Origin of the sequence: Labrys sp. KB_33_2 (assembly GCF_052114505.1) — a bacterium.
In the GTDB taxonomy this organism is placed as follows: Bacteria; Pseudomonadota; Alphaproteobacteria; order Rhizobiales; family Labraceae; genus Labrys.
On record NZ_JBFREW010000007.1, the window covers coordinates 253,115 to 279,889 of the forward strand.

General features: G+C 64.1%; 18 protein-coding genes. 11 read left to right on the plus strand and 7 right to left on the minus strand.

Going from position 1 to position 26,775, the window contains the following annotated elements:
• Positions 1-2: 2 nt before the first annotated feature.
• Positions 3-3,839, minus strand: a complete 3,837-nt coding sequence (glgX, locus tag AB4037_RS15125; RefSeq protein ID WP_441772076.1) for a glycogen debranching protein GlgX — start codon at positions 3,837-3,839, stop codon at positions 3-5.
• A 199-nt stretch (positions 3,840-4,038) separates the two neighbouring features.
• Here glgX and AB4037_RS15130 point away from each other — a divergent pair, with 199 nt between their 5' ends.
• On the plus strand, positions 4,039-4,974 hold the full coding sequence (locus tag AB4037_RS15130; protein ID WP_441772077.1) for a lysophospholipid acyltransferase family protein: 936 nt from the start codon (positions 4,039-4,041) through the stop codon (positions 4,972-4,974).
• Positions 4,975-5,015: 41 nt separating this feature from the next.
• Here the strand turns inward: AB4037_RS15130 and AB4037_RS15135 are convergent, their stop codons facing one another.
• The 4 genes from AB4037_RS15135 to glgB form a co-directional block, all read right to left on the minus strand.
• Complete coding sequence (locus tag AB4037_RS15135) at positions 5,016-6,644, minus strand: alpha-D-glucose phosphate-specific phosphoglucomutase (protein ID WP_441772078.1); 1,629 nt, start codon at positions 6,642-6,644, stop codon at positions 5,016-5,018.
• A 263-nt stretch (positions 6,645-6,907) separates the two neighbouring features.
• The gene (gene glgA / locus AB4037_RS15140) at positions 6,908-8,341 is read right to left on the minus strand and encodes a glycogen synthase GlgA (protein WP_441772110.1); all 1,434 of its coding nucleotides are present in this window, start codon (positions 8,339-8,341) and stop codon (positions 6,908-6,910) included.
• Between the two features lie 56 nt (positions 8,342-8,397).
• Positions 8,398-9,669, minus strand: a complete 1,272-nt coding sequence (gene glgC / locus AB4037_RS15145; protein WP_441772079.1) for a glucose-1-phosphate adenylyltransferase — start codon at positions 9,667-9,669, stop codon at positions 8,398-8,400.
• A 231-nt stretch (positions 9,670-9,900) separates the two neighbouring features.
• Positions 9,901-12,174 (minus strand): 1,4-alpha-glucan branching protein GlgB, encoded by a 2,274-nt coding sequence (gene glgB / locus AB4037_RS15150; RefSeq protein ID WP_441772080.1) that lies wholly within the window; start codon positions 12,172-12,174, stop codon positions 9,901-9,903.
• 328 nt (positions 12,175-12,502) lie between these two features.
• Between glgB and AB4037_RS15155 the strand changes: the two genes are divergently transcribed.
• The 8 genes from AB4037_RS15155 (at position 12,503) to AB4037_RS15190 (ending at position 21,383) form a co-directional block, all read left to right on the plus strand.
• Complete coding sequence (locus tag AB4037_RS15155; protein ID WP_441772081.1) at positions 12,503-13,549, plus strand: LacI family DNA-binding transcriptional regulator; 1,047 nt, start codon at positions 12,503-12,505, stop codon at positions 13,547-13,549.
• A 96-nt stretch (positions 13,550-13,645) separates the two neighbouring features.
• On the plus strand, positions 13,646-15,295 hold the full coding sequence (locus AB4037_RS15160) for an ABC transporter substrate-binding protein (RefSeq protein WP_434957386.1): 1,650 nt from the start codon (positions 13,646-13,648) through the stop codon (positions 15,293-15,295).
• Positions 15,295-16,278 (plus strand): ABC transporter permease, encoded by a 984-nt coding sequence (locus AB4037_RS15165; protein WP_441772082.1) that lies wholly within the window; start codon positions 15,295-15,297, stop codon positions 16,276-16,278. The genes AB4037_RS15160 and AB4037_RS15165 overlap by 1 nt, the downstream gene beginning before the upstream one ends.
• A complete protein-coding gene (locus AB4037_RS15170) occupies positions 16,275-17,165 on the plus strand; it encodes an ABC transporter permease (protein WP_441772083.1) in 891 nt (296 codons plus the stop codon). Before AB4037_RS15165 ends, AB4037_RS15170 begins: the two co-directional genes overlap by 4 nt.
• Complete coding sequence (locus AB4037_RS15175) at positions 17,162-17,974, plus strand: ABC transporter ATP-binding protein (RefSeq protein ID WP_441772084.1); 813 nt, start codon at positions 17,162-17,164, stop codon at positions 17,972-17,974. Before AB4037_RS15170 ends, AB4037_RS15175 begins: the two co-directional genes overlap by 4 nt.
• Positions 17,975-17,979: 5 nt before the next feature.
• Positions 17,980-18,927 (plus strand): ABC transporter ATP-binding protein, encoded by a 948-nt coding sequence (locus tag AB4037_RS15180; protein ID WP_441772111.1) that lies wholly within the window; start codon positions 17,980-17,982, stop codon positions 18,925-18,927.
• Between the two features lie 12 nt (positions 18,928-18,939).
• A complete protein-coding gene (locus tag AB4037_RS15185) occupies positions 18,940-19,416 on the plus strand; it encodes a GNAT family N-acetyltransferase (RefSeq protein ID WP_434957390.1) in 477 nt (158 codons plus the stop codon).
• A 23-nt stretch (positions 19,417-19,439) separates the two neighbouring features.
• Positions 19,440-21,383, plus strand: a complete 1,944-nt coding sequence (locus AB4037_RS15190) for a beta-N-acetylhexosaminidase (protein ID WP_441772085.1) — start codon at positions 19,440-19,442, stop codon at positions 21,381-21,383.
• Positions 21,384-21,475: 92 nt separating this feature from the next.
• Here the strand turns inward: AB4037_RS15190 and AB4037_RS15195 are convergent, their stop codons facing one another.
• The gene (locus AB4037_RS15195; protein ID WP_441772086.1) at positions 21,476-23,989 is read right to left on the minus strand and encodes a glycogen/starch/alpha-glucan phosphorylase; all 2,514 of its coding nucleotides are present in this window, start codon (positions 23,987-23,989) and stop codon (positions 21,476-21,478) included.
• A 387-nt stretch (positions 23,990-24,376) separates the two neighbouring features.
• Between AB4037_RS15195 and AB4037_RS15200 the strand changes: the two genes are divergently transcribed.
• Entirely contained in the window at positions 24,377-25,240 is an 864-nt protein-coding gene (locus tag AB4037_RS15200; RefSeq protein ID WP_441772087.1) for a BadF/BadG/BcrA/BcrD ATPase family protein, read from the plus strand.
• A 2-nt stretch (positions 25,241-25,242) separates the two neighbouring features.
• The gene (gene nagA, locus AB4037_RS15205) at positions 25,243-26,391 is read left to right on the plus strand and encodes an N-acetylglucosamine-6-phosphate deacetylase (RefSeq protein WP_441772088.1); all 1,149 of its coding nucleotides are present in this window, start codon (positions 25,243-25,245) and stop codon (positions 26,389-26,391) included.
• Positions 26,392-26,401: 10 nt separating this feature from the next.
• Here the strand turns inward: nagA and AB4037_RS15210 are convergent, their stop codons facing one another.
• Positions 26,402-26,731 carry a YnfA family protein gene (locus tag AB4037_RS15210; protein WP_441772089.1) on the minus strand — a complete coding sequence of 110 codons (330 nt, stop codon included), beginning with the start codon at positions 26,729-26,731 and terminating at the stop codon, positions 26,402-26,404.
• Positions 26,732-26,775 lie beyond the last annotated feature (44 nt).

Consider the following 26,775-nt stretch of genomic DNA (forward strand, 5'->3'; position numbering starts at 1 on the left):
GACTACGCTGCCCGCCCCGCCTGCCGCATCGCCTCGAATACCGTCTTGGCGTCGTCGGTATCCAGCATGGCGTGGACATCGAGGTCGAGGCGGCGGCGCCAATTGGGATATTCGCGATTGGTCCCCGGCACGTTGACCGGCTCTGCCTCCCCGGCGAGATCCTCGACCTGCGCGGCGACAAGCCCCGAGGAGGCAGAGGCCAGGAAGCCATGGATGGCGCCGACGAGCGCAGGCGTCAGTGTGCTCTCCTCGGTGCCGACGGCCTGCAGCAGCGCCTGCCTGTCCTCGGCGCGTGCCGCCTCGGCATCATCGGCAACGGGCCGGCCGAGCGAGCGCTCCAGCGCGATGTCCGCGCCGCTCCACCAGCCGCGCAAAGTCGGCAGGTCATGCGTGGCGACGCAGGCCAGCGACGCGGCCGGATAGACGTCGGGGCGACGGAAGACCGCGCCGTCGCGCTCGAAGAACAGCACTCGGTAGGAATAGAGCTCGGCTTCAGCGAGCCGCTCGCGCAGGCCTTCCGGCACGGTGCCGAGATCTTCGCCCACCACCATGCAGCGATGGCGCTGGCTCTCCTCGGCCAGCACCTCCAGCATGCCTTCGAGCGGATAGGTCAGATAGGCGCCCTCACTGGCCGGTGCGCCGTCGGGCACGACGAAGAGGCGCGTCAGCGCCATGACGTGGTCGATGCGGAGCGCTCCGGCATGGCGCATATTGGCGGCGAGCAGCTCGCGATAATGGGCAAAGCCGCTCTGGCGCAGAGCCACCGGATCAAGCGGCGGAATATGCCAGACCTGGCCGCTGGCCGAGAAGGGATCGGGTGGTGCCCCGGCCGAAACCCCCTTGAGGAAGGCCTCGGGCGCCGTCCAGACCTCGGCGCCATCGGGCGCAGCGCCGACGGCCAGGTCTCGGCAAAAGCCGATGGCAAGACCGTTGCGGCTGGCAGCGGCAAGCTGCTCCTCCGCCAGGAATTGTAGGTAGCCGGCGAAGTCGGCGGACTGCCTCAGTTCCGGGGACAAGGCCGCCGTCGACACCGTCGGGATAGCCGTCGAGCCGACCTGCTCTTCCAGCGCCTGGAACAGGGAGAAACGGGCCAAAGCCTCGCCTCCCGCGGCCTGGAAGGCTCGAACGGTAGCCAGACGTGAAGGCCGTTCGGACAGGATGGCGAAGGCCTCCACCAGCGCAGCGCGCTTGTGGCGCCAGACCTCGGGCCAGTCGACCAGACGCCCAGTGGGCGGTGGGACCGTGAGCCGGCCTTCGAGCTCGGGCACGGCATCAAGGGCAATCAGGGCCGGATCGAGGAAGCGGCGGTCGGAGGGTTGATAGGGACTGGCCCGCTGCCGGTCGGACGGGAACATGGCATGGAAGGGATTGAGCGCGATCAGGCTGGCGCCTTTGCCGGCCGCGTCCTTCGCAAAGCTCTCCAGGGTACGGAAATCGCCGACACCCTGGTCTCCCTGCCGTCGCAGCGTATAGAGCTGGGCGGAAAGGCCGAAGCGCTTGCCGCCCTCGGCGAGCGCCGGCGGCAGATGGGCCCTGGCTTGCCCGTTCCCGATGGGAGCGCCGAGCGAGCGCAGATGGTCCAGGCTCTCGCGCGCCTGGGCGAGCGAATGGTGCGGCAGGCCCATGGCGGTGAGCAGAGCGCGCTTGGTGTCCTGGGAGACCAAAGTGTGGCGGCCGGAAACCTCCCACCATTCCGGCGCGATGCCCGCCGCCTTGGCCAGGAGTTCGATCACTTCTGGCGGTGCATCCCCGTCCCGCCGCGGCGCGCGGCCGGGCTCGGCGATGAACACGCCGACCGAGCGCGGCGCGAGTTCCATGATGTCGAAGGCACCGTAGAGCACCGGCGGTGCGAAGGCCTGATATTCGTCGCTGACATGCGCCAGCCGCCAAACTTGCCCGGGTGCAAGGTCGGGCAGGCGGGCATGAAGCGGTTCGGCGCCGGCATGGAACCAGATCAGCGCTTTCGTGCCATCTGGCCCCGTCAGGGCCATGCCGAGGCTGCGCAAAGCCGGATTGCCCCATTCATTATCCTGCAAAGGCTGGCCGCTCGGCCCGAGCCAGGTCACGTCGGACTCCCCCTCAGCCCCGTTGTCGGGATAGGGCTTGCCGGTCAGGAACGTGTTCACTTTCACCAGGGGCAGCGACTTGCGCAGGCGCGTCAGGCTTGCGACGAACTGGATCAGCGAACGATCGGCATTGGCCCAATCGATCCAGGTAATCGCATTGTCCTGCGCATAGGCATTGTTGTTGCCGCGCTGGCTGCGGCCGAGCTCGTCGCCCATGGCGATCATCGGCGTGCCACGCGATAGCAGGAGGCTCGCCAGCATGGCCCGGACATGGCTGCGCCTGAGCGATACGATCTCCGGCGCCGTGCTCAGCCCTTCGGCGCCATTGTTCCAACTTATCTCGCCCGCATGCCCGTCGCGATTGCCTTCGCCATTGGCTTCGTTGTGCTTGCCGGCGAAGCTCACCGTATCGGCCAGTGTGAAGCCGTCATGGGCCGCGACGAAATTGATACTGTCGGTGGGGCGGCGACTGCCGGGATCGAACAGATCCGAGGAGCCGGCCAGGCGCGTCGCCAGTGTGCCGATGCCGCCATCGCCTCGCCAGAACCGCCGGACATCGTCGCGGTAGCGATCATTCCATTCCGCCCACCCTTGCGGAAAATGGCCAAGCTGATAGCCCCCGAGACCAATATCCCAGGGCTCGGCGATCATCAGCCGGTTGCTGAGGACGGGATCGGCCGCAATGGCGGCGAACAAGGGCGCCTCTCGATCGAAGCCATCAGGCCGGCGCCCCAGCACCGGGGCGAGATCGAAGCGAAAGCCGTCAAAGCCGCCAGCCTCGGCCCAATGCCTGAGGGCGGCGAGAGTGAGGCCGAGGCCCGGCTCGCGATCAAGCGCCAGCGTGTTTCCGCAGCCGGTATCGTTGGCGTAGAAGCGCGGATTGTCGGCAAGCCGGTAATAAGACCGATTGTCAAGCCCGCGCAACGAATGGGTGCCGCCACGCTCGTCGCTTTCGGACGTGTGGTTGTAGACGACATCGAGCAGCACTTCGAAACCGGCCTCGTGCAGCCGGTCCACCGTCTGCGCGATCTCGGCCATGCCGCCGGGAGCAAGGCGCGGATCGGGCGCCAGGAAGCAGGCGGGATTGTAACCCCAGTAATTCCTCAGTCCGAGCGGCTCGAGATGCCGCTCGTCTATGGCGGCGGCGAGCGGCATCAATTCGAGCGTGGTGATGCCGATTTCGGTGAAATGCGCGATCGCCGCCGGATGGGCCAGGGCCGCGACCGTGCCGCGCAGATCGGCCGGGATGCCGGGATGGGCCTGGCTGAAGCCCTTCACATGGACTTCATAGATGATGCGGGTTTCGGGCTTCACGCCGGAAGGACGGGCCTTGTCCGGCACTATCCGCTCCAGCACGGCTTTCGGCATGATCGCGGCAGTGTCGGTCTCGTCAAGGACGAGATCGTCCACGCCCTGTGCTCCCTTCACCGGCAAGGCGGAGGTCATGCCCTCGGGCAGGACGAGTCTCGTCGCATGGGGATCGATCAGGAGGCGCGCCGGGTTGAAGCGCAGTCCTTCCTCCGGGCGCCAGGGACCGTGAGCCCGCAGCCCATAGAGCTGCCCCTCCGCGAGGCCGCCGATACGGCCATGATGCACGGCATCGCTGCGGCCGGAGAGCACGATCCTCTGGCTCTCGGTACCGTCGGCATCGAACAGGCAAAGCTCGATCCGCTCGGCTTCGGCGGCGTGAACGGCGAAATTGACCTCTTCCCCGATCCAGCTCGCTCCAAGCGGAGCTTCCGTGCCGGGGTTCGCCATGCTTGAACGTGCCATACGGTCCTTGCCTCGATTGTCGAATGCCTGTCGTACTTTCCTGACATCTTGGACGATCAAAACGCAAAGGCTAGATGACAGGCCTCCGCTAAATTCTTGCCGTAGCGCCAGTTGCGCGTGGATCGAAGCCTGCCAATGTCCTTGCCGTGCGTTTTGCTATAGGAACATCCCGGCGCGATGGAGCGCCCTGAGGAAACCCATGGTTCGCGACAATGCCCACCCCGCCGGGGCCGAAGCCGTCCAGTTCACCTATGCGGACCCGACCTTTTCCAAGCCGAAACGCGCCCTGATCCGCGCCATCGAAAAGGTGACGGGGCAACCTCGGCTGAAGCGGCTCTATCTGGAGAACCAGCGCAACCCCGTGGCCGGCGAGACCTTCTTCGCCGCCGCGGTTCGCCAACTCCGGCTCGACGTCCAATTCGACAGAGCCCAACTCGACAAGATTCCGAAGACGGGCCCCTGCGTCATCGTGGCCAACCATCCTTATGGCGTTCTCGACGGCGTCACCATCGCCTGGTTGATCGGCCTCGTTCGCCAGGACTTCGTCATCCTCACCAACGCCGTGCTGCTGCATGCGCCGGAAACGCAGGCTTTTCTGCTCCCGGTCGATTTCGCGGAGACCGAGGAGGCGATGCAGACCAATCTGCGCACGAGGGCCGAAGCGCGCCGGCTGCTCGACCGCGGCGGCTGCGTGATCGTCTTCCCGGCCGGCGGCGTCTCGACCTCGCCCGACAAACTCGGCCGGCGTCCCGCCATGGATGCGCCCTGGCAGCCCTTCACGGTACAGCTTATCCAGCGCTCCAAGGCCACTGTGGTGCCGATCTTCTTCGGCGGCCAGAACAGCCGCCTCTTCCAGATCGCCAGCCACCTCAACCAAACCCTGCGCCTGTCGCTGATCTTCAAGGAGGTGCGCGATCGCATCGGCACGATCCTGCCGATCGCCATCGGCGATCCCATTGACGGGGCGGCCTTCGCGGCCGCCAGCGATCGCAAGGCGGTCGCTATGGAGCTGATGCGCCGCACCTATGCCCTGGCGGGCCAGCTGACCGATGACCGCACCGCCAAGCGCATCGCCGCCGGTCTTCTCGAGCCGGTGGTGCTGGACCAGCCGAAGCTCTGCGCACCGCGAGGGTAGGACTACCTTCTCCCCTTGTGGGAGAAGGTAAATCACCCTCCTCAGGTCACCACGCTCGGCTCCGCCATGCCCGTCTTCTCGGCGATGCCGCTGAGCTGGCGCGCGACGGCGATGACATCGGCGAGGGCTGCCTGCGTCTCGATGCCGTGATGGGCGGGATCGGCTTCGTAGCGCTCGAGATAGACACGCAGCGTCGCGCCTTCCGTACCCGTCCCGGACAGGCGGTAGACGATGCGCGAGCCGTTCTCGAACAGGACGCGCAGGCCCTGGTTCTTCGAATCCGAGCCGTCGACGGGATCGTGATAGGCGAAATCGTCGGCCGAAATGACCTTGAGCTCACCGAAGCTCTTGCCGGGCAGGCTGGGGATCTGCGAGCGGACTGCTTCCATCACCGCATTGGCGGCCTCTGTGGGCACGGCTTCATAGTCGTGGCGCGAATAATAGTTCCGGCCATATTTGGCCCAATGCTCGCGGACGATGTCGAGCGTGGGCTGGCGGCGCTTGGCCAGCAAGGTGAGCCAGAGCAGCACCGCCCACAGGCCATCCTTCTCGCGAACATGGTTCGAGCCGGTGCCGGCGCTTTCCTCGCCGCAGATGGTGACGCGGTCGGCATCGAGCAGGTTGCCGAAGAACTTCCAGCCGGTCGGCGTCTCGTAGATGCCCACCCCCATCGCCTTGGCGACCTGGTCCGCCGCAAGGCTCGTGGGCATCGAGCGGGCGATGCCGGAGATGCCCTTGGCATAGCCCGGCGCCAGATGAGCATGGGCTGCCAGGATGGCGAGGCTGTCCGAGGGCGTGACGAAGATGCCGCGGCCAATGATCAGGTTGCGGTCGCCGTCGCCATCGGAAGCCGCCCCGAAATCGGGAGCATTAGGCCCCATCATGAGATCGTAGAGATCCTTGGCGTTGACCGGGTTGGGGTCGGGATGATGGCCGCCGAAATCGGGTAGCGGCGTCGAGTTCACTACGCTACCTGGCGCTGCGCCAAGGAGATCCTCGATGATGCGGCGAGCATAGGGGCCGGTGATGGCCGACATCGCGTCGAAGCGCATGGTAAAGCCGGACTTGAACAGCTCCCGGATGGCATCGAAGTCGAACAGCTTGCCCATCAGCTCGGCATAGTCGTCGACGGGATCGACGACCTCGACGACGGTGTCACCGATCGCAGTCTCGCCAAGCTGGTCGATGTCGAGATCCGGCACATCCGCGATCTTGAACTCGCTGATCGATTTGGTGCGGGCAAAGACGGCGTCGGTGATCTTCTCGGGCGCCGGACCGCCATTGCCGATATTGTACTTGATGCCGAAATCCCCGTCCGGCCCGCCGGGATTGTGGGAGGCAGAAAGCACGATGCCGCCGAAGGCCCCATATTTACGGATGACGGCCGAGACGGCTGGAGTCGACATCAGGCCGCCCTGTCCCACCTTGATGCGGCCGAAGCCCGCCGCTGCCGCCATCTTGAGGATGGTCTGCACGACTTCGCGGTTGTAATAGCGCCCGTCGCCTCCCACGATCAATGTTTTGCCGGCAAATCCTTCCAAAGTGTCGAAAATCGATTGCACGAAATTCTCGACGTAATGCGGCTGCTGGAACACCGGCACCTTCTTGCGCAAGCCGGACGTACCGGGCTTCTGGCCATCGAAGGGTTGGGTCGGGACAGTGCGGATCATAGTGAGGTTCCGGTTCTGGTTTATACGAAGTTCGGTCGATCAAAGGCAAAGGCGCGATGCCCCTCACCTTACCTCTCCCCGTAAGAACGGGGCGAGGGGCGCCAAACGCGGCGTCTCGATACGAGACGTCTCGCCTGCTGGACAAGTCGCGACGTCGAAGTCCCCCTCGCCCCGTTTTCACGGGTGTCGTCCACTCCACTTGGAGTGGACTGGGGTAAGGGTGAGGGGCAGCGCTACCCTTGAAAAGCTGCCGACAAGCCCCCTCACCCCAAGAGCTCGCGATAAAGCTTGGCATAGCCGGCGGCCCTGAGATCCCAGGACTGGTCCAGCCCCATGCCACGGCGCTGCATCGCCTGCCATACGGGCTTGTCGTTGTAGAGAGCGATAGCCCTGGAAATGGCGTCGCGCAGCATGTCCGGCGTGATCGGCTGGAACTGTACGCCCGTGGCGGCCTTGAGCGTCAATGCGGCATCGTTGGCATCGACGATGGTGTCGGAGAGCCCCCCGACACGCGCAACCACGGGAACGCAGCCATAGCGCAGGCCATAGAGCTGGGTGAGGCCACAGGGCTCGAAGCGGGACGGCACCAAGGTCATGTCCGAGCCACCGAACATCAGATGCGAGAGCGCCTCGTCGAAGCCCAACACCGCGCCGACACGTCCCGGATGCTGGAGGCTGGCCTGGCGGAAGATGCCCTCCAACTCCCTGTCACCCGAACCGAGCAAAGCGAACCGCGCCCCCGAGGCGACCAGATGCGGCAGCGCCTCTGCGAGAATGTCGATACCCTTCTGCCAGGTCAGGCGGCTGACCAGGCAGAACAGCGGGGAGTCGTCGTGATCGAGGCCGAAACGCTCTTCGAGCGCCTTGCGATTGCCCGCGCGCTTGGCGAGGGATTTGGCGTCGTAATTGACAGCGAGATTCGGATCGGTCTGGGGATTCCAGACCCGTTCATCGATGCCGTTGACGATACCGGAGAGCACGTCGGCGCGGCCGGCCAGCAGGCCTTCCAGCCCCATGCCGGCTTCCGCCGTCTTGATCTCGGCAGCATAGCGCGGCGAGACGGTGGTAATGCGGTCGGCAAAATGCAGCCCGGCCTTCAGGAAGCCGATCATGCCGTAATACTCGACACCGTCCAGGGCGAAGGCCCGCTGCGGCAGGCCCAGGCTGCCGAGGATCGAGCGAGGATATTGGCCCTGGAAGGCAAGATTATGCACCGTAATCACCGATTTCGGCCTGACGGCCTCGGTGTAGTTGAGATAGGCCAGCGTCATCGCCGCCTGCCAGTCATGCACATGCACGATGTCGGGCCTGTAAGTCTTGACCAGCCCCTGGCAGATCTCGGCGGCGGCGCTCGACAAAGCGCAGTAGCGCTGGGGATTGTCGAGCCAATCGCGCCCATCCGCGTCGACATAGGGATTGCCCGGCCGGTCGAACAGATGCGGCGCGTCCACGGCCAGAAGATCGAGCTCGCCGATCGACGCCCGCTTGATGGTCGTGCGACCGCCGAAGAAGCCCGGCAGCTTGGCCACCGTTTCCCATTTGTCGGCCGCGGCCATCACGGCCGGATAGCCCGGGATCACGGTCGTCACCACCACGTCATGGCCCTTCAAGGCGGCAGGCAGCGCGCCGACGACGTCGGCGAGCCCCCCCGTCTTGACCAGCGGATGGATTTCGGACGCAACGGCAAGAACTTTGATCATCGAGAGACTTTGATCATCGAGAAATTTCGGTCATCGAAAAACTGGGCCTGTCTTCACAGGTTCAGCTTGTCGATCATGGGCTGGGTGATCAGGCAGATACCCTTGTCGGTCCGCCGGAAACGCTTGGCGTCGAGTATGGGATCCTCACCCACCACCAAGCCTTCCGGAATCACCACGCCGCGATCGATCACCACATTCTTGAGGTGGGCCGAGCGGCCGATCTCGACATAGGGCAGGATCACGGCGCTTTCGACACTGGAAAAGGAGTTGATGCGCACGCCGGTGTAAAGCAGCGAGTGCTTGCATAGTGCCCCGGAGACGACACAGCCGCCCGAGACCAGCGAGGAGATCGCCGTGCCACGCCGTCCTTCGGCGTCATGCACGAACTTAGCCGGCGGCGTAATTTCGGCGAAGGTCCAGATCGGCCATTCCTGGTCGTAAAGGTCGAGCGCCGGGACGACGTCGGTGAGGTCGATATTGGCTTCCCAATAGGCATCCACCGTGCCGACATCGCGCCAATAGGACTCCTTTTCGTGCTCGGAACGCACACAGCTCGCCGGGAAACGGTGCGCCACCGCCTTGCCGTTCTTGACGATGTGGGGAATGATGTCCTTGCCGAAGTCGCGGCTCGAATTGGGATCATTGGCATCCCGGTTCAGCTCCTCCGTCAGGAACTTCATCGAGAACACATAGATACCCATCGAGGCCAGAGCCATCTCCGGATTGCCGGGAATGCCGGGCGGATCCTTGGGTTTTTCGACAAAGGCGACGATGCGATCCTTTTCGTCGACATGCATGACGCCGAAGCCGGTGGCCTCCATGCGCGGCACTTCGAGGCAGCCGATGGTGACGTCGGCGCTCTGCTCGACATGCTGCTTGAGCATCAGCTCATAGTCCATCTTGTAGATGTGGTCACCCGCGAGGATGACCATATATTCGACCCCTGTACCGTCGATGATGTCCAGGTTCTGGTAGACCGCATCGGAGGTGCCTCGATACCACATGTCCTCCGAAATGCGCTGGCTGGCTGGCAGGATGTCGAAGCTTTCGTTGCGCTCCGGCCGCAGGAAGTTCCAGCCTCGACTGAGGTGGCGGATCAGCGAGTGAGCCTTGTATTGCGTGGCCACGCCGATCCGACGGATACCCGAATTGATCGCGTTCGAAAGGGCGAAATCGATGATGCGACTCTTACCTCCGAAATAGACCGCGGGCTTGGCGCGCCGGTCGGTCAGTTCCATCAGGCGGCTGCCGCGGCCTCCGGCCAGCACATAAGCCATGGCCGAACGTGCCAGCGGCCCACCCTTCGAATGCCTCGGTTCCGTCATACAGTTCCTCCCACTTGATAATCCCTGGCGCAAAGCGCGTTCCTGACTAAACGCTTTTTTTGCTCCAACTCCCTGTTTCCTGGCCAATCCAACGGATTGGCCAGTGCGTCTTTGCGATTCTTGGCGATTCCGCCAAATCGCAAAACGCTTTGGACGCTGCTGCCTTCTTCTTCAGTCTCGGCCCTGTCGCGGCGTCGACTCTCCAAAGACATGCAACGCCAACTTCCCGGTCTAGTTCCCCGCCCATTCCAGCATGATGGCCGTCAGGGGCGGTAAATTGATCCGCGCAGCCGCCGATTTTCCCTTCCAATCGCTAGCATATGCATAGGCTCCACCAGCATTGCCGCGATTGAGCCCGAAATAACGCTCGGAGTCGGTATTGAGAATTTCCCACCACTGCCCCACCAGCGGCAGGGGCAGCAGATAGTCGTCGCGCGCGACGGGCGTCAGATTGGCCACCACCACGATCGGCATCGCATCGGTGGCATAGCGCGCCCAGGCGAACACCGAATTCGCATTATCGTCGACGACCATCCATTCGAAGCCGTCACCTTCGCAATCGCGCTGATGCAGTGCTGCGCGGCCGCAATAGAGATGGTTGAGGTCGCGGACGAGGTCGCTCAGCCCCTTGTGCGGGCCATATTGCATCAGGTCCCAGTCCAGCCCGACATTCTCGTTCCATTCGCGGCGCTGGCCGAAATCCTGCCCCATGAACAACAGCTTCTTGCCGGGATAGGCCCACATCAGCGCGTAGTAAGCCCGAAGGGTCGCGAATTTGTCGCCGTCCATACCGGACATCTTGTTGACGATGGAATTCTTGCCGTGGACCACTTCGTCATGCGAGAGCGGCAGCACGAAATTCTCGGCAAAGGCGTAGATGAGACCGAAGGTCAGATCGTCATGGTGATATTGGCGGTAGACCGGCTCGCGCTGCATGTAGCTGAGCGTGTCGTGCATGAAGCCCATGTTCCACTTGAAACCGAAGCCGAGCCCGCCATCATGCACCGGTTTCGACACGCCGGGCCAGGCGGTGGATTCCTCGGCGATGGTCATGACGCCGGGATGGGCCGCATAGACCTCCGTGTTCATGCGCTGCAGGAAGGCGATGGCATCGAGATTCTCGCGCCCGCCATGGATGTTGGGAAGCCATTCCCCGTCCCGGCGCGAATAATCGAGATAGAGCATGGAGGCGACGGCATCCACGCGCAGCGCGTCGATATGGTAGCGCTCCAGCCAGAACAGGGCGTTGGCGATCAGGAAATTGGCGACTTCGCGCCGGCCGAAATCGTAGATCGCCGTGTTCCAATCGGGATGAAAGCCGCGCCGTGGATCGGGATGTTCATAGAGCGCGCTGCCATCGAACCAGGCAAGGCCATGCGAGTCGGTCGGGAAATGCGCGGGCACCCAGTCGAGGATCACGCCGATCCCGGCGGCATGGGCACGGTCGACGAAACGGGCGAACCCCTCAGGCGAACCGAAGCGGCTTGATGGCGCGAACATGCCCGTCGGCTGATAACCCCAAGAGGCATCGAGGGGATGCTCCGTCACCGGCAGCAATTCGATATGGGTGTAGCCCATGTGCACGGCATAGGCGATCAGTTCGTCGGCAAGCTGGTCGTAGCTGAGGAAGCGCTGTTGCTCGCCCCGCTTCCAGGAACCGAGATGCACCTCATAGATCGACATCGGCGCCCGCCTGGCATCGCGATGCGCACGCTCTTCGAGCCATTGCTGATCCGTCCAGACGAAAGGCTCCGATGAGACGACCCGCGAGGCCGTGCCCGGGCGCAATTCGCTGGCAAAGGCGAAGGGATCGCTCTTCAGCGGCAGCAGTGCACCGTTCGGCCCGATAATCTCGTATTTGTAGTAGGCGCCGACGCCGACGCCCGGCAGGAAGATTTCCCACACGCCAGTGTCAACGCGCTTGCGCATGGGATGGCGGCGACCGTCCCAATCGTTGAAATCGCCGACGATCGATACCCGCCTGGCATGCGGCGCCCAGACGGCGAAATGCGCACCCTCCATATCGCCATGGCGCAGGGGGCGGGCACCGAGCTTGTCCCACAGCCGCAGATGCGTGCCTTCCGTCAGCAGATAGTCGTCGACCTGTCCCAGCAGCGGCCCGAAGCGATAGGGATCTTCGACCTCCCACTGCCCGCCAGCATTGACGGCACGCAAGCGATAGATCCCGACGCTGTCGGGCACCAGGCCTTCGAAGACGCCATCGCCATGCCGCCGCTCCAGGGCGACAGGCCCGACCAGATTGGGTGCAAGCACCGACAGCGTCTCGGCATTGGGGATGAAGGCACGAATGACCAGACCAGCCGGCGTCTCATGCGGACCGAGCACGGCGAATGGATCGGCATGGCGTCCCGCCGCGAGCGCCGCGACTTCCACGTCCGACAAACGCCAATCCGCTGTCTTGCCGCGGCTGGCCGGCCGCTTGGCCAAGGGCGCCGGCTTTACGGCTCTGGCGGTGGGAGCGTTCGTCTTCGTTGTTTTTGCCAAGCGCCGCGACCCCTTTTCGGACTGGATCGAAACGCCTGTCTTGCCGGGGATCAGGCGTCTTCCTGTGATCCTCTCGAACACAAGCTAGGGCTTTTGCTACACCGGTCAACGATTAAACGCAGCCTGCCCAAATGGGTTATGCCGGGAACCCCGCAAGGTGAAAAATTTGGTTGTTCCGCCTCAAAGCAATCCGTCGGCGGACTTCGTACAACCGCCGGCGCGGCTGCCTCAGGAAGGACCAGCCGATAATCCATAGGGAGATTTGACATCGTCGCGAACATGCGTTCTAGATATGGGATCGATCCCACAATGAAGCTGCGGAGCCTTCGTGGCCACGATCAGAGACGTATCCAGGCGCGCCGGTGTTTCGCGATCGACGGCATCGCGGATCATCGCCGGCAATGGCTATGTCTCGGACAATGCCCGGCAGGCGGTGGAAGCGGCCATCGCGGAACTGGGCTACCGGCCCAACACCATGGCGCGGGGGCTGCGCTCCAATCGCTCGGAGATCATCGGCGCGGTCGTCGTCAACGTCGCCAGCCCCTTCTACGCCCAGATGGTCGGTGGCATGCAGAGCGTATGCCGGGCTGCCGACAAGTCGATCCTGCTCGCCAGCGGTTACGCCCAGGCGCATGAGGAATCGCGGGCGATCCTGGAATTGATCGACCGTTCCTGCGACGGCCTGATCCTCTATCTCGAAAATGCCGTGAGCGACGAGGTCAAGGACGTGGTGGCCAAGGCCGATATTCCAATCGTGGCGATCGGCGGAGAGCCGACCTCGCTCGCCTGGGCGAGAGTGGGCATCGACAACTACAATGGCGCTCTCGATGGCATGCGCTACCTGCTGACCATGGGTCACCGCGACATCGCCTATTTCGCCGGCACGCCCACCTATTTCGACACGCGCGAGCGTCTGCGCGGCATCGACACCGCCCTGGCGGAAGTCGGCATGAGCAGGGGCGACATCTATCTGGAAGCCGGCGATTACAAGGAACGCTTCGGCTACGAAGCGACGGAACGGCTGCTGGCGTCGGGCCGGAAGGTCAGCGCCATCTTTGCCGGCGACGACGATATTGGCGCCGGCGTCCTGCTGGCACTGCGGCACCATGGCGTCAAGGCGCCGGAACAGATCTCCCTCCTCGGCTTCGACGACAATTTCCACGCGAGGCATCTCACCCCGTCGCTGACGACCATACGCCAGCCGACGGACATAGCCGGTCAGACGGCTGCAAGACTCCTGCTCGGCATGATTGCCGACAGGAACTTCGTTCCGGATGACGTCGTCATTCCCGCCGAACTGATCGTCAGGGAAAGCGTCGTCCATCCTTCGGCAAGACATCAGACGGACCACGCCGTGGAGGCAGCAAGAGTGTAGGAAAGCTCATCCCGGTCTGTGCCGAGCACCGACCGGGATGAGTTCTGTCAATGACCATAAATAAATGTGGGATCGATCCCATAACAGAGGTGGAACATGAGACGCATCCTGATTGCTTTATGTGCGAGCAGCATCATCGGCAGTGCCTCGGCGGAGGCATTGCTCACCATGCATATCGAGGAGCAGACCAGCTGGGTGCGCAATTTCAACCCGTTCGACGCAGCCGGGCGCCGGCAGAGCACGCTCGACTTCATCTACGAGCCCCTGGTCATCTTCAACGCCTATGACAATGGCAAGCCGATCTATCGCCTGGCCACCGGCTACAAATTCTCCGATGACCTGAAGTCCGTCACCTACACCATCCGCGACGGCGTCAAATGGTCGGACGGGCAGCCGTTGACCGGCAAGGACGTCAAATTCACCTTCGACCTGATGATGAAGAACCCTTCCATCGACATCGTCGGAGTCGGCGCCGCGGTACAGTCGGTGGAGCTGCCGGCGCCCAACCAGGTCAAGGTCAATCTCAAGGACATCGATTCCCAGTTTCCCGAGTCTCTCGCCGATTTCACAGTCGTGCCCGAGCATGTCTGGAAGGATGTGGGCGATCCCTTCGCCTACAAGAACGAGAACCCCGTCGGCTCCGGCCCGATGACCGAAATCCGCCGCTTCACCCCGCAGGTCTACGAGCAATGCCGCAATCCCAATTACTGGGATGCCGGACATCTGAAGGTGGATTGCCTGAAGCTGCCGCAGATCAGCGGCAACGACCAGATGCTCGCGACCTTGCCGGAGGGAAACATCGACTGGTTCGGCTCGTTCCTACCGGAAATCGACAAGACCTATGTCTCGCTCGATCCCAAGCACAATGGCTACTGGCAGCCCTCGGCCAACACCGTTTCCTTCGAGATGAACCTCAAGACCACCAATCCAGGTAACAAGGCGGCCTTCGACGACATCAAGTTCCGCCAGGCCGTCAGCCTGCTGATGGACCGCAAATCGATGGTCGATATCGCCGGCTTCGGCTATCCGAAGGTCAATCCCCACGCCACCGGCTTGCCGCTGCATTTCGACAATTGGGCCAATCCACAGGCCCAGCAGGGCCAGGACGCCTGGATGGCCTATGACATCGACAAGGCCGGCAAGCTCCTCGATGAAGCGGGCTACGCGAAGGGATCGGATGGCTTCCGCAAGACCCCGAAGGGCGAGCCGATCGCCTTCACCGTCGCCGTGCCGAATGGCTGGACGGACTGGATCGACGCAGTGCAGATCGGCGTGGAGGGCCTGCGCAAAGCCGGCATCAACGCCTCGGTGGCCACACCCGAATACGAGCAGTGGAACAAGCAGATCGTCGAAGGCAATTACGATACGGTATTCCAGTCCCGGCCCGATGGTCCGACACCGTTCCGTGCCTATTACCAGACCCTTGCCACCCCCTATGTCGGCCGGTCGTCCTTCGCCGCCTCGCGCTATACCAATACCGAGCTCGACAAACTATTCGAGGACTATAAGCGCGCCTCCAAGGAAGCGGATTTCAGGGCAATCTTCGACAAGATCCAGCTCCACATCGCCGACAACTTCCCCATGGTGCCGCTGTTCAACGGCCCGACCTGGTATCAGTACAGCTCGAAGCGTTTCACCGGCTGGGTAACCAAGGATGATCCTGCGATGAATCCCGAGAACCATGATGACAACCGCATCAGGCTCATGCATCTGCTGCGCCTGCAGCCGGTCGCGAACGCCAACTGATGCGGCTCTCATCCCGCCGGCTGGCGGTCTATGGCACCGCTTTCGTCTTCGCCATCCTGGTCAACTTCCTGCTGCCGCGGCTGATGCCCGGCAGCCCGGTCGACGGGATGATCGCCCAGCTCGGCCCGCGCGCCACGCCCGCGGCCGTCGACGCCATCCGCGCCCGCTTCGGCGCCGTGGATCAATCCTATTGGCATCAGTTCATCGACTATATCAAAGGCCTGGCTACGTTCGATCTGGGGGTATCGGTCAAATATTATCCCCAGACCGTCACCGAAGTCCTTGCCCGCTCCGCCGGCTGGACCGCCTTCCTGGTCTTGGGTGCCATCACCTTCTCGCTCATCGTCGGCGTCCTGCTCGGTGCACTGGCGGCCTGGCGGCGCGGCGGGCGCTTCGACACCATCGTCTCGCCGCTGGCCATCGTGATGAAATCGGTACCGCCGGTGGTGATCTGCCTGTCGATCCTGTTCGTCTTCGGCGTGTCCCTGCGCTGGCTGCCGGTGGGTTATGCCTATGATCCGTCCCTCGATCCGTCCTTCTCTCCCAGCTTCATCGGCAGCGTCCTCCTCCATGCGGCCATGCCGGTGCTCGCCCTTTCCCCTGCGCTCATCGGCGAATTCCTGACCACCATGCGCACCAGCATGATCTCGGTTCTGGGCGAGGATTACGTCACCATGGGACGGGCCAAGGGTCTGAGGGAAATGGCGGTGATGTTCAATTATGCCGCCCGCAACGCCCTGCTGCCCGTGCTCACCAACCTCGCGCTGATCCTGGGCGCGGTCTTCGGTGGCTCCATCGTCACCGAGATCGTCTTCAATTATCCGGGCCTGGGCCTGACGCTCTACACGGCCAGCGTGGCGCGCGACTATCCAGTCATCCAGGGTCAGCTCCTGCTGATGACGCTGGCGACGCTCGGCGCCAATCTCCTGGTCGACCTCATCTACGGCGCGATCGATCCGCGCATCGAGGAGGCCCGGGCATGACGGCCGTCCTGAAACAGAAGAAAGCCGTCTTCGGCCTCGTCATCGTGGTGCTGTTGTGCCTGATGGCCCTCCTGGCGCCGGTTCTGGCCCCCAACGATCCGGCGGCCCGTGTCGGCCGCCCTCATCAGCCGCCCAGCGCCGAACAGGTGCTCGGCACCACCAAGATGGGGCGGGACGTCTTCAGCCAGTTTGTCTGGGGCGCGCGCTCCTCCCTGACGGTGGGGTTTGCCACAGGCCTTGCCATCACGGCGCTGGGTACGCTGCTCGGCCTGATCGGCGGCTATGCCGGTGGACGTACCGACAACGCCCTCGACCTCCTCACCAATGCGGTGCTGGTCATACCCAACATACCGCTCCTGATCCTGCTCGCTTCCTTCGCCGGCAAGGTCGGCCCCGTCGCCATCATGAGCATCATCGCCCTGACGTCCTGGCCGTGGGGCGCTCGCATGACGCGCTCCCAGATGCTGGCGCTGCGCAACCGTGAATTCGTGGTTGCCGCGCGCATGATCGGCGAACCGAGCTGGCGCATCGTCTTCGTCGAGATCCTGCCCAACCTTCTGCCGTTGCTGGCCCTCAATTTCGTCGGCAGCGTCATCTACGCCATCGTCGCCCAGACCACGCTTGAATATCTCGGCTTCGGCGACCCGCTGAACGTCAGCTGGGGCACCATGCTCTACAATGCGCAGAACTCCTCTGCCATCATCGTCGGCGCCTGGTGGGACATCGCCACGCCCTGCATCGGCATCATGCTGGTCGGATTCGGCCTGTCGCTGCTCAACTTCACCTTTGACGAGATCGCCAATCCGCAATTGCGATCGGGCCCCGCCCTGACCCGCTGGCTGCAGCTCAGCAACCGGCGCAAACGCCTGTCGAGGAGCCGATCATGAGCGAGGTACTTCTCGACATCCAGAATCTGAGCGTCGACTATCTGCTCGACAGGGGAGCCTTCCATGCGGTCAGGCAAGTCTCCTTCCAGATCCGGCGCGGCGAACTCTTCGGGCTTGCCGGCGAATCCGGCTGCGGCAAGAGCACGATCGCGTATGCCATCACCCGCCTGGCCAAGCCCCCGGCCCTGACCACGGGCGGCCGCATCCTGCTGAACGGCCAGGACATCCTGGCCTTGCCGGAGGACGAGCTCAGACGCATCCGCTGGCGCAGGATCGGCATGGTCTTCCAGAGCGCCATGAACTCCCTCAACCCGCTCTTGCGCGTGGAGGCGCAGTTCCACGACGTGCTGCGGCTTCACAAGGGCTATTCGCGGGAACAGTCGCGCGCCAGGGCGGAGGACATGTTTCGCCTGGTCGGCATTCCCGTCGATCGCCTGGGCCATTATCCGCACCAGTTCAGCGGCGGTATGCGTCAGCGCATCGTCATCGCGATCTGCCTCGCCCTCCATCCCGAACTGATCATCATGGACGAGCCGACCACCGCGCTCGACGTCGTGGTGCAGCGGGAAATCCTGGAACAAATGGTAGATTTGCAGCAAAGCCAGGGCTTTTCGGTGCTCTTCATCACCCATGACCTGCATCTGATGGCGCAGATCTGCCACCGCATCGGCGTGATGCTGAAGGGCGAACTCGTGGAGGTCGGCGATACCAGCCAGATCAGCATGGCCCCCAGGCACTACTATACCCGCAAATTGTGGAGCGCCATCCCGGCCCTGCCGGTGGCCCGCCATCTCGAGGGGAGCCTTTGATGAATATGCTGGCTTCCCCGACCCGTTTGCAGCCGGCGACTGCCCCGATCATCCGGCTGGAGAACATCGCGCGCTCCTTCGGGGCCGTGCAGGCCCTGCGCGGCATCACCCTGTCGCTTGTCCCCGGCAAGGCACTGGCCCTGGTCGGCGAGTCCGGCTGCGGCAAGACCACCTGCGCCCGCATCATCGCCCGCATGGACCGGCCGACCGGGGGAGCCCTGCACTTCCACGACCGCAACGTTACGCAACCCGGCAGTCGCAAGGAAGAGAAAGCCTATCGGCGCGCGGTGCAGATGGTGTTCCAGGATCCCTTCGCCTCGCTCAACCCGGTCTTTTCCATCGGTCATCACCTCATTCGGCCCCTGCTGCTGCATGGCCATGCCCGGGGACGCGCCGAAGGCCAGGCAGGCGTGAAGCAGCTTTTGGAAAGCGTCGGCCTCGATCCCGAGGTGACGATCGGCAAATTCCCGCATCAGCTCTCCGGCGGGCAGCGCCAGCGGGTCAACATCGCCCGCGCCATTGCGGTTCGCCCACAGGTCCTGCTGGCGGACGAGCCCACCTCGATGCTCGACGTCTCGATCCGGCAGGGCATCCTCGACCTGCTTGCCGGCATCAAGCGCGAGCGCAATCTGGCTGTGCTTTACATCACCCATGACATCGCCACGGCCGCCCATGTCGCGGAAGAGATCGTCGTGATGTTCGCCGGGCAGATGGTGGAATGGGGCGATGCCCTGGCGGTGATCACCAATCCGCGCCACCCCTACACCAAGCTGCTGCTCTCCGCGGTTCCCGATCCGAACCGCCCGTTCATCCCGGGCCAAAGCAGCGCCTTTCTCAGCCGAGCCGAAGACATTCGCCGCATTTCGCGACCCGCCTCGAACACGATCGAGCAGGTAGGCCCGAACCATTTCGTCCGGATAGCCGGATCTCCAGAACAGAACGCTTCAGACTGAACAGGACTTTGCATGGACCTTCTCGTCAAACTCTACGACCTCGTGCCGAACAAGGCGTTGGACACCCGCCTCGACGACGCGGGCATCACGCTCCGGCGTGCCCTCCCCCCGGAGCTTGCCGCAATAACGGAGTGGATCCGCCGGCATTTCACCGCCGGCTGGGCCAGCGAGGCGACCGTAGCTCTCTGCCGCCAGCCGGTCTCATGCTTCATTGCGGTCAGGCAGGGGCAATTGCTCGGTTTCGCCTGCTACGACGCCACCGCCCGGGGGTTCTTCGGCCCCACCGGCGTGGACGAGGCCGAACGCGGCCGCGGCATTGGCCATGCCCTGCTCCTCGCCTGCCTCAATGACATGCGTGCGCAGGGCTATGCCTATGCCGCCATCGGCGATGTCGGGCCGGTGGAATTCTATGCCCGCACGGTGGGCGCGACACCGATCGCCGATTCCACGCCCGGCATCTTCGCCGGCCTCCTCAAAGCTTCCAGTTGATCTTTGCCCTTCGAGAGACTTTCATGACGATATCCGTGCGCAATCTTCTTCGCCTCGAAACTCATTGGACGCCATCCAGCGAGGATCGGCAGCTCGCTTATGCCCTGACCCTGACCAATACATCCGACAGGGCCATATCGGGATTTCGGCTCTGCATCAGCGGGCCGGGACGCATAGACCCTGCCGCCACGATCGAAGGCGGCTCGCTTCGAACCCGCCTGTCGAACTATGCCGAGTTCGCGCCACCCGAAGGATTCGTTCTGCAGCCGAACACGGCCTGGACCGTCACCGCCCGGGGCCTCAGCTATCCGCTGCGGCATTGGACCGATGGAACCAACACCGCCTATGTCGTTTTCGACGACGGAACCAATCTGCCGGTCACGGTCATGCCCAGCCGGTCCAGCGGCGACAATGCCTCGCCCAAGCGGGGCGCGGACGTCTATCCCGTGCCGGATATCGCGCCCGTCGCCATCTCCATCGTTCCCTGGCCGAACGAGGTTTCAGTCACCGGCCGGCGCGGCGTGCCATTGGGGCTTGCCCCCCAGGCCGGCTCCGGTGAGGCCAGCCAGGCCATCGCCGCCTTTGGCGAGCTGACGACCAGCCTGTTCCCGGTGGAAGGCATCGTCCGGCCCGAGGCCGAAGGCGGACTTGCCGTTACCCTGCAGCATCAGGACGGCATGGCAGCCGAAGCCTACCGGATATTTTTCGCCGAAGAGGGCGTAACGCTCACGGCCGCAAGCCGCGCCGGCTTCCTCTACGGTCTGATCACGCTTGGACAGATACTGCGCGGCGCTCGCCTGCATCCGCAGACCTTCCTGTTCCCTCTGGAGGGCAAGATCCGGGACGAACCCTGGGCTCGCTGGCGCGGCACCCATCTCGACGTCGCCCGCCAGTTCTACGGCTCGGCCGAGATCGCGCAATTCCTGCGCGTTCTCGCCTGGAACAAGCTGAACCGCTTCCACTGGCACCTGTCCGACGACGAGGCCTGGCGCGTGGAGATCGAGGCCTATCCGGAACTGGTCGCCACCGGCGCCTGGCGCGGCCATGGCCTGGCCATCCCCTCGCTGCTCGGCTCCGGAGCGGCACCTACGGGCGGCTATTATACCAAGACAGCGATCCGGCAGATCGTTGATCTCGCAACGCGCCTCGGCATCGACGTCGTGCCGGAGATCGACATGCCGGGCCATTGCTACTCGGTGCTGCAATCCCTGCCCTCGCTGCGCGATCCAGATGAACAGGGCGAATATTTCTCCATCCAGGGCTTTCCGAACAACTGCCTGAATCCCGCCCGTGAGGAGACCTATGCCTTCGTGGAGAAGCTCCTGGACGAATTGCTCGAGCTCTTTCCCTCCCGCACCATCCATGTCGGCGCAGACGAGGTCCCGGCGGGTGCCTGGGAAGGCTCTCCTCAGGCCATGACGCATCTCAAAACTTTGGGCGGCGGCGGCACGGCCGAATTGCAGGCCCACTTCCTGCAACGCGTCCAGGCCTCGCTCACCGCCAGGGGCCGCATCACGGGCGCCTGGGAAGAGGCGGCGCATGGCGGCGGCATCGACAAGGCCAATTGCTACCTGAATGGCTGGCATACGGTAGAGATCAGCGCCAGGCTGGCGTCCGAAGGCTATGACATCGTCGTCTGCCCCGGACAGGTCTACTATCTGGACATGGCCAACAGTCCGGCCTGGTCAGAGCCGGGCGCCGGCTGGGCCGGCTGGTCCGACGCCGAAAAGATCTACCGTTTCGATCCGGTGGAAGGCTGGTCGGATATCCAGAGGCAACATTTCCTTGGCGTGCAGACCTGCATCTGGTCCGAACCGATGACCGACCGCGGCGTGTTCGACCGCCTGATCTTTCCCCGCATTTCGGCCCTGGCGGAAACCGGATGGACGGCCCCGCCCAAAAAATCCTGGGACCGCTTCAGGGCCATGGTCGGCTTGATGCCACTGCTCTATGGGATCAAGGCCTGAGACACTGGTCTCCAGACAAACAAAATCCCGCGAAGCTGTGTTTCATGCCTCGCGGGACGCAAATCTTATCGAGATTGCCGGAATAGCAGCGTCTACTCCACCGGCGTCGTCTGCACGCCCCAGATCTCGTCGGCATATTCGCGGATGGTGCGGTCCGAGGAGAACCAGCCCATGCGTGCGACGTTGAGGATCGACTTCTCGCGCCAGGCCGATTTGTTGGCCCACAGCGTATCGACATTGCGCTGCGCGGCGGCATAGGCGTCGAAATCGTCGGTGACGAAGAACCAGTCGCTGGAGCGCAGCGACTGCACCGTGCCGCGATGGCGTTCGCGGTCGGTCGGCGAGAACACGCCGCTTTCCACCGCATCGAGCACCTCGGCCAAGGCCTGCGAGGCCGCGATGGCGTCGGCCGGATTGCGGCCCTGGCGCTTCTTCTCCTCGACCTCATGTGCCTTCAGGCCGAAAATGAAGATGTTGTCGTCGCCGACATGCTCCTTCATCTCGACATTGGCGCCGTCGAGCGTGCCGATGGTGAGCGCGCCGTTGAGGCCGAACTTCATGTTGCCGGTGCCCGAGGCTTCCAGGCCCGCGGTCGAGATCTGCTCGGACAGGTCCGCGGCCGGAATGATCACCTCGGCGAGGCTGACATTGTAGTTCGGCATGAACACGACCTTGAGCAGGTTGCGCACGGCCGGATCCGAGTTCACCACCTTGGCGACGTCGTTGATCAGCTTGATCACATATTTGGCCGCCGTGTAGCTCGCCGCCGCTTTACCGGCAAAAATCTTCACGCGCGGCGCCCAGTCGCGCTCGGGATGGGCGCGGATGGCATTGTAGAGCGCGATGGTCTCGAGGATGTTGAGAAGCTGCCGCTTATATTCGTGGATGCGCTTGATCTGGACGTCGAACATCGCGGAAGGATCGACACGCAGGCCCACCGTCTGCTGAAGCACCTTGGCCAGGCGCGCCTTGTTGGCATGCTTGACGGCCGCGAAGGCCTCCTGGAAGGAGGCATCCGTGGCGTAGGGTTCCAGCGCCACCAGCTTTTCGGCATCGTCGAGATAGCCATCGCCGATGGTCTCGCGCAGCAGCGTGGTCAGCCCCGGATTGGCGGTCATCAGCCAGCGCCGCGGCGTGATGCCGTTGGTCTTGTTGGTGATGCGCCCGGGGAACAGCGTGTTGAGGTCGCGGAACACCGTCTCCTTCATCAGCTCCGAATGCAGGGCCGACACGCCATTGACCTTGTGCGAGCCGACGAAGGCCAGATTGCCCATGCGAACGCGCCGGCCATGGCTCTCGTCGATGATCGAGACGGTGGCGATCATGGCATCGGAGGCGCCGCTCTCGCGCGCCTCGGTCAGCACGCGGGCATTGATGGCGTAGATGATCTGCATGTGCCGCGGCAGCAGGCGCTCGATCAGCGGCACAGGCCAGGTTTCCAGCGCCTCAGGCAGCAGCGTATGGTTGGTGTAGGAGATCGTCTCGCGGGTGATGGCGAAGGCGTCGGCCCAGTTCAGCCCGTGAATGTCGATCAGGATACGCATCAGCTCGGCCACGGCGATGGCCGGATGAGTGTCGTTGAGCTGGACGGCCGCCTTGGAAGGCAGGGTCTTGATGTCGCGATGCTGCTGCAGGTGGCGGCGGACGATGTCCTGCAGCGACGAGGCGGTGAAGAAATACTCCTGGCGCAGGCGCAATTCCTGGCCGGCCGGCGTGGAATCGGCCGGATAGAGCACGCGCGAGATCGATTCCGCCTTGGTGCGGTCATTCAGGGCGCCGATATGGTCGCCGGCATTGAAGGCGTCGAGCGAGATCGGATCGAGCGAGCGGGCCGACCACAGGCGCAGCGTGTTGACGCGGTTGCCGCGCCAGCCGACGGCCGGCGTGTCATGGGCGACGGCGAGCACGGTTTCTGCCGGCTTCCAGCTATGCACGGCCGAGCCATCCCAGCCGTCCGTCGCTTCGACGGCACCGCCGAAGCCCACTTCATAGGCGACTTCACGGCGCGGGAATTCCCAGGGATTGCCGTTCTGCAGCCAGTTCTCGGGCGATTCCGTCTGCCAGCCATCGACGATGTTCTGGCGGAACAGGCCGTTCTCATAGCGGATGCCGTAGCCATAGGCGGCAATGCCGACGGTGGCCATGCTCTCCATGAAGCAGGCGGCGAGGYGGCCGAGGCCGCCATTCCCGAGGGCGGCATCGGGCTCCATCTCGGCGATCATGTCGAGATCGACGCCGACGGAAGCCAGTGCCTCGCGCGCCGTGGCGACGAGGCCGAGATTGTTGAGGCCATCCTTGAGCAGGCGGCCGATCAGGAATTCGAGCGAGAGGTAATAGACACGCTTGCCGCCCATGCGGTAGACGCCGCGCGTCGTTGCCATCCAGCGGTCGACGATATGGTCGCGCAACGCCAGGCTCACGGCCCGCAGCCAGTCATGGTCGCGCGCCACGATCGGGTCCTTGCCGACGGCATAGGTCAGCTTGGCGAGGATCAAGTCACGGAAGGCCCGCGCCTCGCCGGTCGCCTCGGGCAGCTTGGCCGCCTCATCACCGACAGCCATCGCCGCTTCGGCCGAATAGAGCTTGTCGTGCAACGTTGAAGTCATGTGTCACTTCTCGATCGTTGATCCCAGGACGGTGCTCCTTAACCCAAGTGCCGCCTGGTTACGAGTGCCCCTTTTGCATAAGATGTAGGCAAAAACACTGATATCTTGTGATTATGGCCGGATGAGCTGCCATGATCACCTCATATGTCTGTTCTGCATGGCTCGTCCACCTTGTGCGTCGCCTGCACAAAGCGGCCCTATGCTGTTGCTCACGACCGTGGAGAGTATGCGCCTGCGGCGGAATCCTGGCTGAATTCCGCGGGCGATGATGATATGCCACGGCCATGGGGCCATGCGATTTCGCGGGATCGCCAAGAATCGCAAAGACGCATCGGAACAAGGAGTTAGGGCAAGCAGCGTTCAGGCGCCTTGCCCTGGGAGACAGGCATGACGGCTATCTATTATCTCGCGGTCGACGGCGGTGGCACCAATACACGCGCCCGCCTCTATGACGAGAGCGGCAAGCTGATCGGCGAAGGCCTGTCGGGCTCCTCCAACCTGACTCTCGGCACCGATATTGCAGGCCCGGCCATCGCCGCAGCCGGCGATGCCGCACTTGCCGCTGCCGGATTGGACCCCGGAGCCAAGACCCGGATCCGGGCCGGCCTCGGTCTTTCCGGCGGCAATATTCCCGCCCTTGCCGACAGTATCGCTGCTTTTCCCTTCGGTTATGGCGCCCTCACCGTCACCTCGGACGCGGTCACGGCCTGCCTCGGTGCCCATGCCGGCCAGGATGGCGGCATCTTCATTCTCGGCACGGGTTCGCAGGGCCTCGCCCTGGTGGGAGGCAGGGAGACCTCGGTCGGTGGCTGGGGGTTCGCCCTTGGCGACGACGCCTCCGGCGCCGTGCTCGGACGGGCCGCACTCAGGGCCGCCCTGCTCAGCGTCGACCTGCTCGGCCCCACGAGCGATCTGACCCGCCGCCTGCTGGCGCATTTCCACGACGATCCGAACGAGGCGGTGATCTGGGCCAGGACCGCAACGCCGAGGGATTATGGCCGCTTCGCTCCCCTGGTGTTCGAGGCCGCCGGGGGGGATGTGGTGGCGGACCGTCTGATTGCCGGAGCCACCGGCGCCATCGTCGCCATGCTCGACCGCCTGAAAGACCTTGGCGCCCCCAGGATCGCCCTGATGGGAGGGCTCGCCGAACCCTATCGGCCCTATCTGCCGGTGCGCTATGATGAGATCCTGGTCCCGCCCAAGGGAGATGCCCTGGCCGGAGCCCTGACCCTGGCGAAAAGGGGCCGCTGACGATGTCTCTAAACGCTCTCACCGCCCCCCGCCTGTTCAACGGCGAAACCTTTGTCGAGGGCCACGCCGTCCTGGTGGAGGCCGATGTGATCGTCGGCCTGGTGCCGCGGTTCGACATTCCTTCCCATGCCGCCGTGACCACCCTGCCCTCCGGGCTGCTGGCACCCGGTTTCGTCGACGCCCAGGTCAATGGCGGCGGCGGCTTCCTGTTCAACCAGTCACCCGACGTGGCGACGCTTGCGGGCATGGTCGCAGCGCATCGGCGCCATGGCAGCACCGCCCTGCTGCCGACCTACATCACCGACACGGCCGATGGAATGAAGAGCGCCATCACCGCCGCCCGCCAGGCGATCGCCGATGGGGTGCCGGGCATGGCCGGCATTCATCTGGAAGGGCCCTTCCTTTCGGTGCCGCGCAAGGGCGCCCATGACCCGGCCCTGATCCGGCCGCTGACGGAAGCCGATGTCGAGCTCATTCTCGGCAGCGGCATCGAGACCATCCTGCTCACCGTGGCGCCGGAGAATGCGCCGCTTCACCTGATCCGGCGCTTGGCGGATGGGGGCGTGATCGTCAGCCTCGGCCATACCGATACCAGCTATGAGGCAGTGATGGCGGCGGCGGATGCCGGCGCCACCGGCATCACCCATCTCTTCAATGCGATGTCGCCCTTGCAGGGTCGTCACCCCGGCGTCACCGGGGCCGCGCTCGACCATGGCGGGCTGTGGGTCGGCATCATCGCCGACGGTCTCCATGTGCATCCAGGCTCGCTCTCGCTCGCCTTGCGCGCGAAAAAGGCGCCGGGACGGCTCTTTCTCGTCACCGACGCCATGCCCACTGCTGGCGATGCCAACGACGTCTTCTATCTCAACGGACGCAAGGTGACGCGGCGCAACGGCGCCCTGACGCTGGAAGACGGCACGCTGGCCGGCTCCGACCTCACCATGGACGCGGCGCTGCGCTACAGCGTCGGCCATCTTGGCGTCGATCTCGGGGAGGCCCTGCGCATGGCCAGCCTCTATCCCGCCCAGTTCCTCCGCCTCGACAGCCGCCGGGGACGGCTGGCTCCGCGCTATCGTGCCGACATCGTGCATCTCGACGAGCATCTGACCGCGCGCGGCGTGTGGGTGGGAGGTCGCCAACTGGCCGGGTGAAGCGGCCGCGTCAGGCGATGCGATGTGGTGCGAACAGGATGACGGCCATGCCGGCCAGGCACAGAACCGCTCCGATCAGATCCCAGCGATCGGGCCTGATCCCTTCGACGCCCCACAGCCAGAGCAGCGAGGCGCCGATATAGATCCCGCCATAGGCGGCATAGGCCCGCCCGGCCGCATCGGTTTCGACGCGCGAGAGCAGCAGGGCGAAGGCAATGAGGGCTGCCACGCCAGGCACCAGCCACCAGGCCGGCTTGCCGAGGCGCAGCCAGCCCCAGAAGGCATAGCAGCCGGCAATCTCGCCGGCCGCCGCCAGGACATAGAACAGAATCGATTTCATGCAGGCCGTCCGTCTCCCATCGGCGTCAGCTTAGCGGGCTGGTA

Coding starts and splice junctions, on each gene's coding strand:
- glgX (WP_441772076.1), bottom strand. CDS start 3,839: ATGGCACGTTCAAGCATGGCGAACCCCGGCACGGAAGCTCCGCTTGGA.
- AB4037_RS15170 (WP_441772083.1), top strand. CDS start 16,275: ATGACGGCCGTCCTGAAACAGAAGAAAGCCGTCTTCGGCCTCGTCATC.
- AB4037_RS15200 (WP_441772087.1), top strand. CDS start 24,377: ATGACGGCTATCTATTATCTCGCGGTCGACGGCGGTGGCACCAATACA.
- nagA (WP_441772088.1), top strand. CDS start 25,243: ATGTCTCTAAACGCTCTCACCGCCCCCCGCCTGTTCAACGGCGAAACC.
- AB4037_RS15185 (WP_434957390.1), top strand. CDS start 18,940: ATGGACCTTCTCGTCAAACTCTACGACCTCGTGCCGAACAAGGCGTTG.
- AB4037_RS15135 (WP_441772078.1), bottom strand. CDS start 6,644: ATGATCCGCACTGTCCCGACCCAACCCTTCGATGGCCAGAAGCCCGGT.
- glgC (WP_441772079.1), bottom strand. CDS start 9,669: ATGACGGAACCGAGGCATTCGAAGGGTGGGCCGCTGGCACGTTCGGCC.
- AB4037_RS15130 (WP_441772077.1), top strand. CDS start 4,039: ATGGTTCGCGACAATGCCCACCCCGCCGGGGCCGAAGCCGTCCAGTTC.
- AB4037_RS15190 (WP_441772085.1), top strand. CDS start 19,440: ATGACGATATCCGTGCGCAATCTTCTTCGCCTCGAAACTCATTGGACG.
- AB4037_RS15180 (WP_441772111.1), top strand. CDS start 17,980: ATGCTGGCTTCCCCGACCCGTTTGCAGCCGGCGACTGCCCCGATCATC.
- AB4037_RS15175 (WP_441772084.1), top strand. CDS start 17,162: ATGAGCGAGGTACTTCTCGACATCCAGAATCTGAGCGTCGACTATCTG.
- AB4037_RS15210 (WP_441772089.1), bottom strand. CDS start 26,731: ATGAAATCGATTCTGTTCTATGTCCTGGCGGCGGCCGGCGAGATTGCC.
- AB4037_RS15165 (WP_441772082.1), top strand. CDS start 15,295: ATGCGGCTCTCATCCCGCCGGCTGGCGGTCTATGGCACCGCTTTCGTC.
- AB4037_RS15160 (WP_434957386.1), top strand. CDS start 13,646: ATGAGACGCATCCTGATTGCTTTATGTGCGAGCAGCATCATCGGCAGT.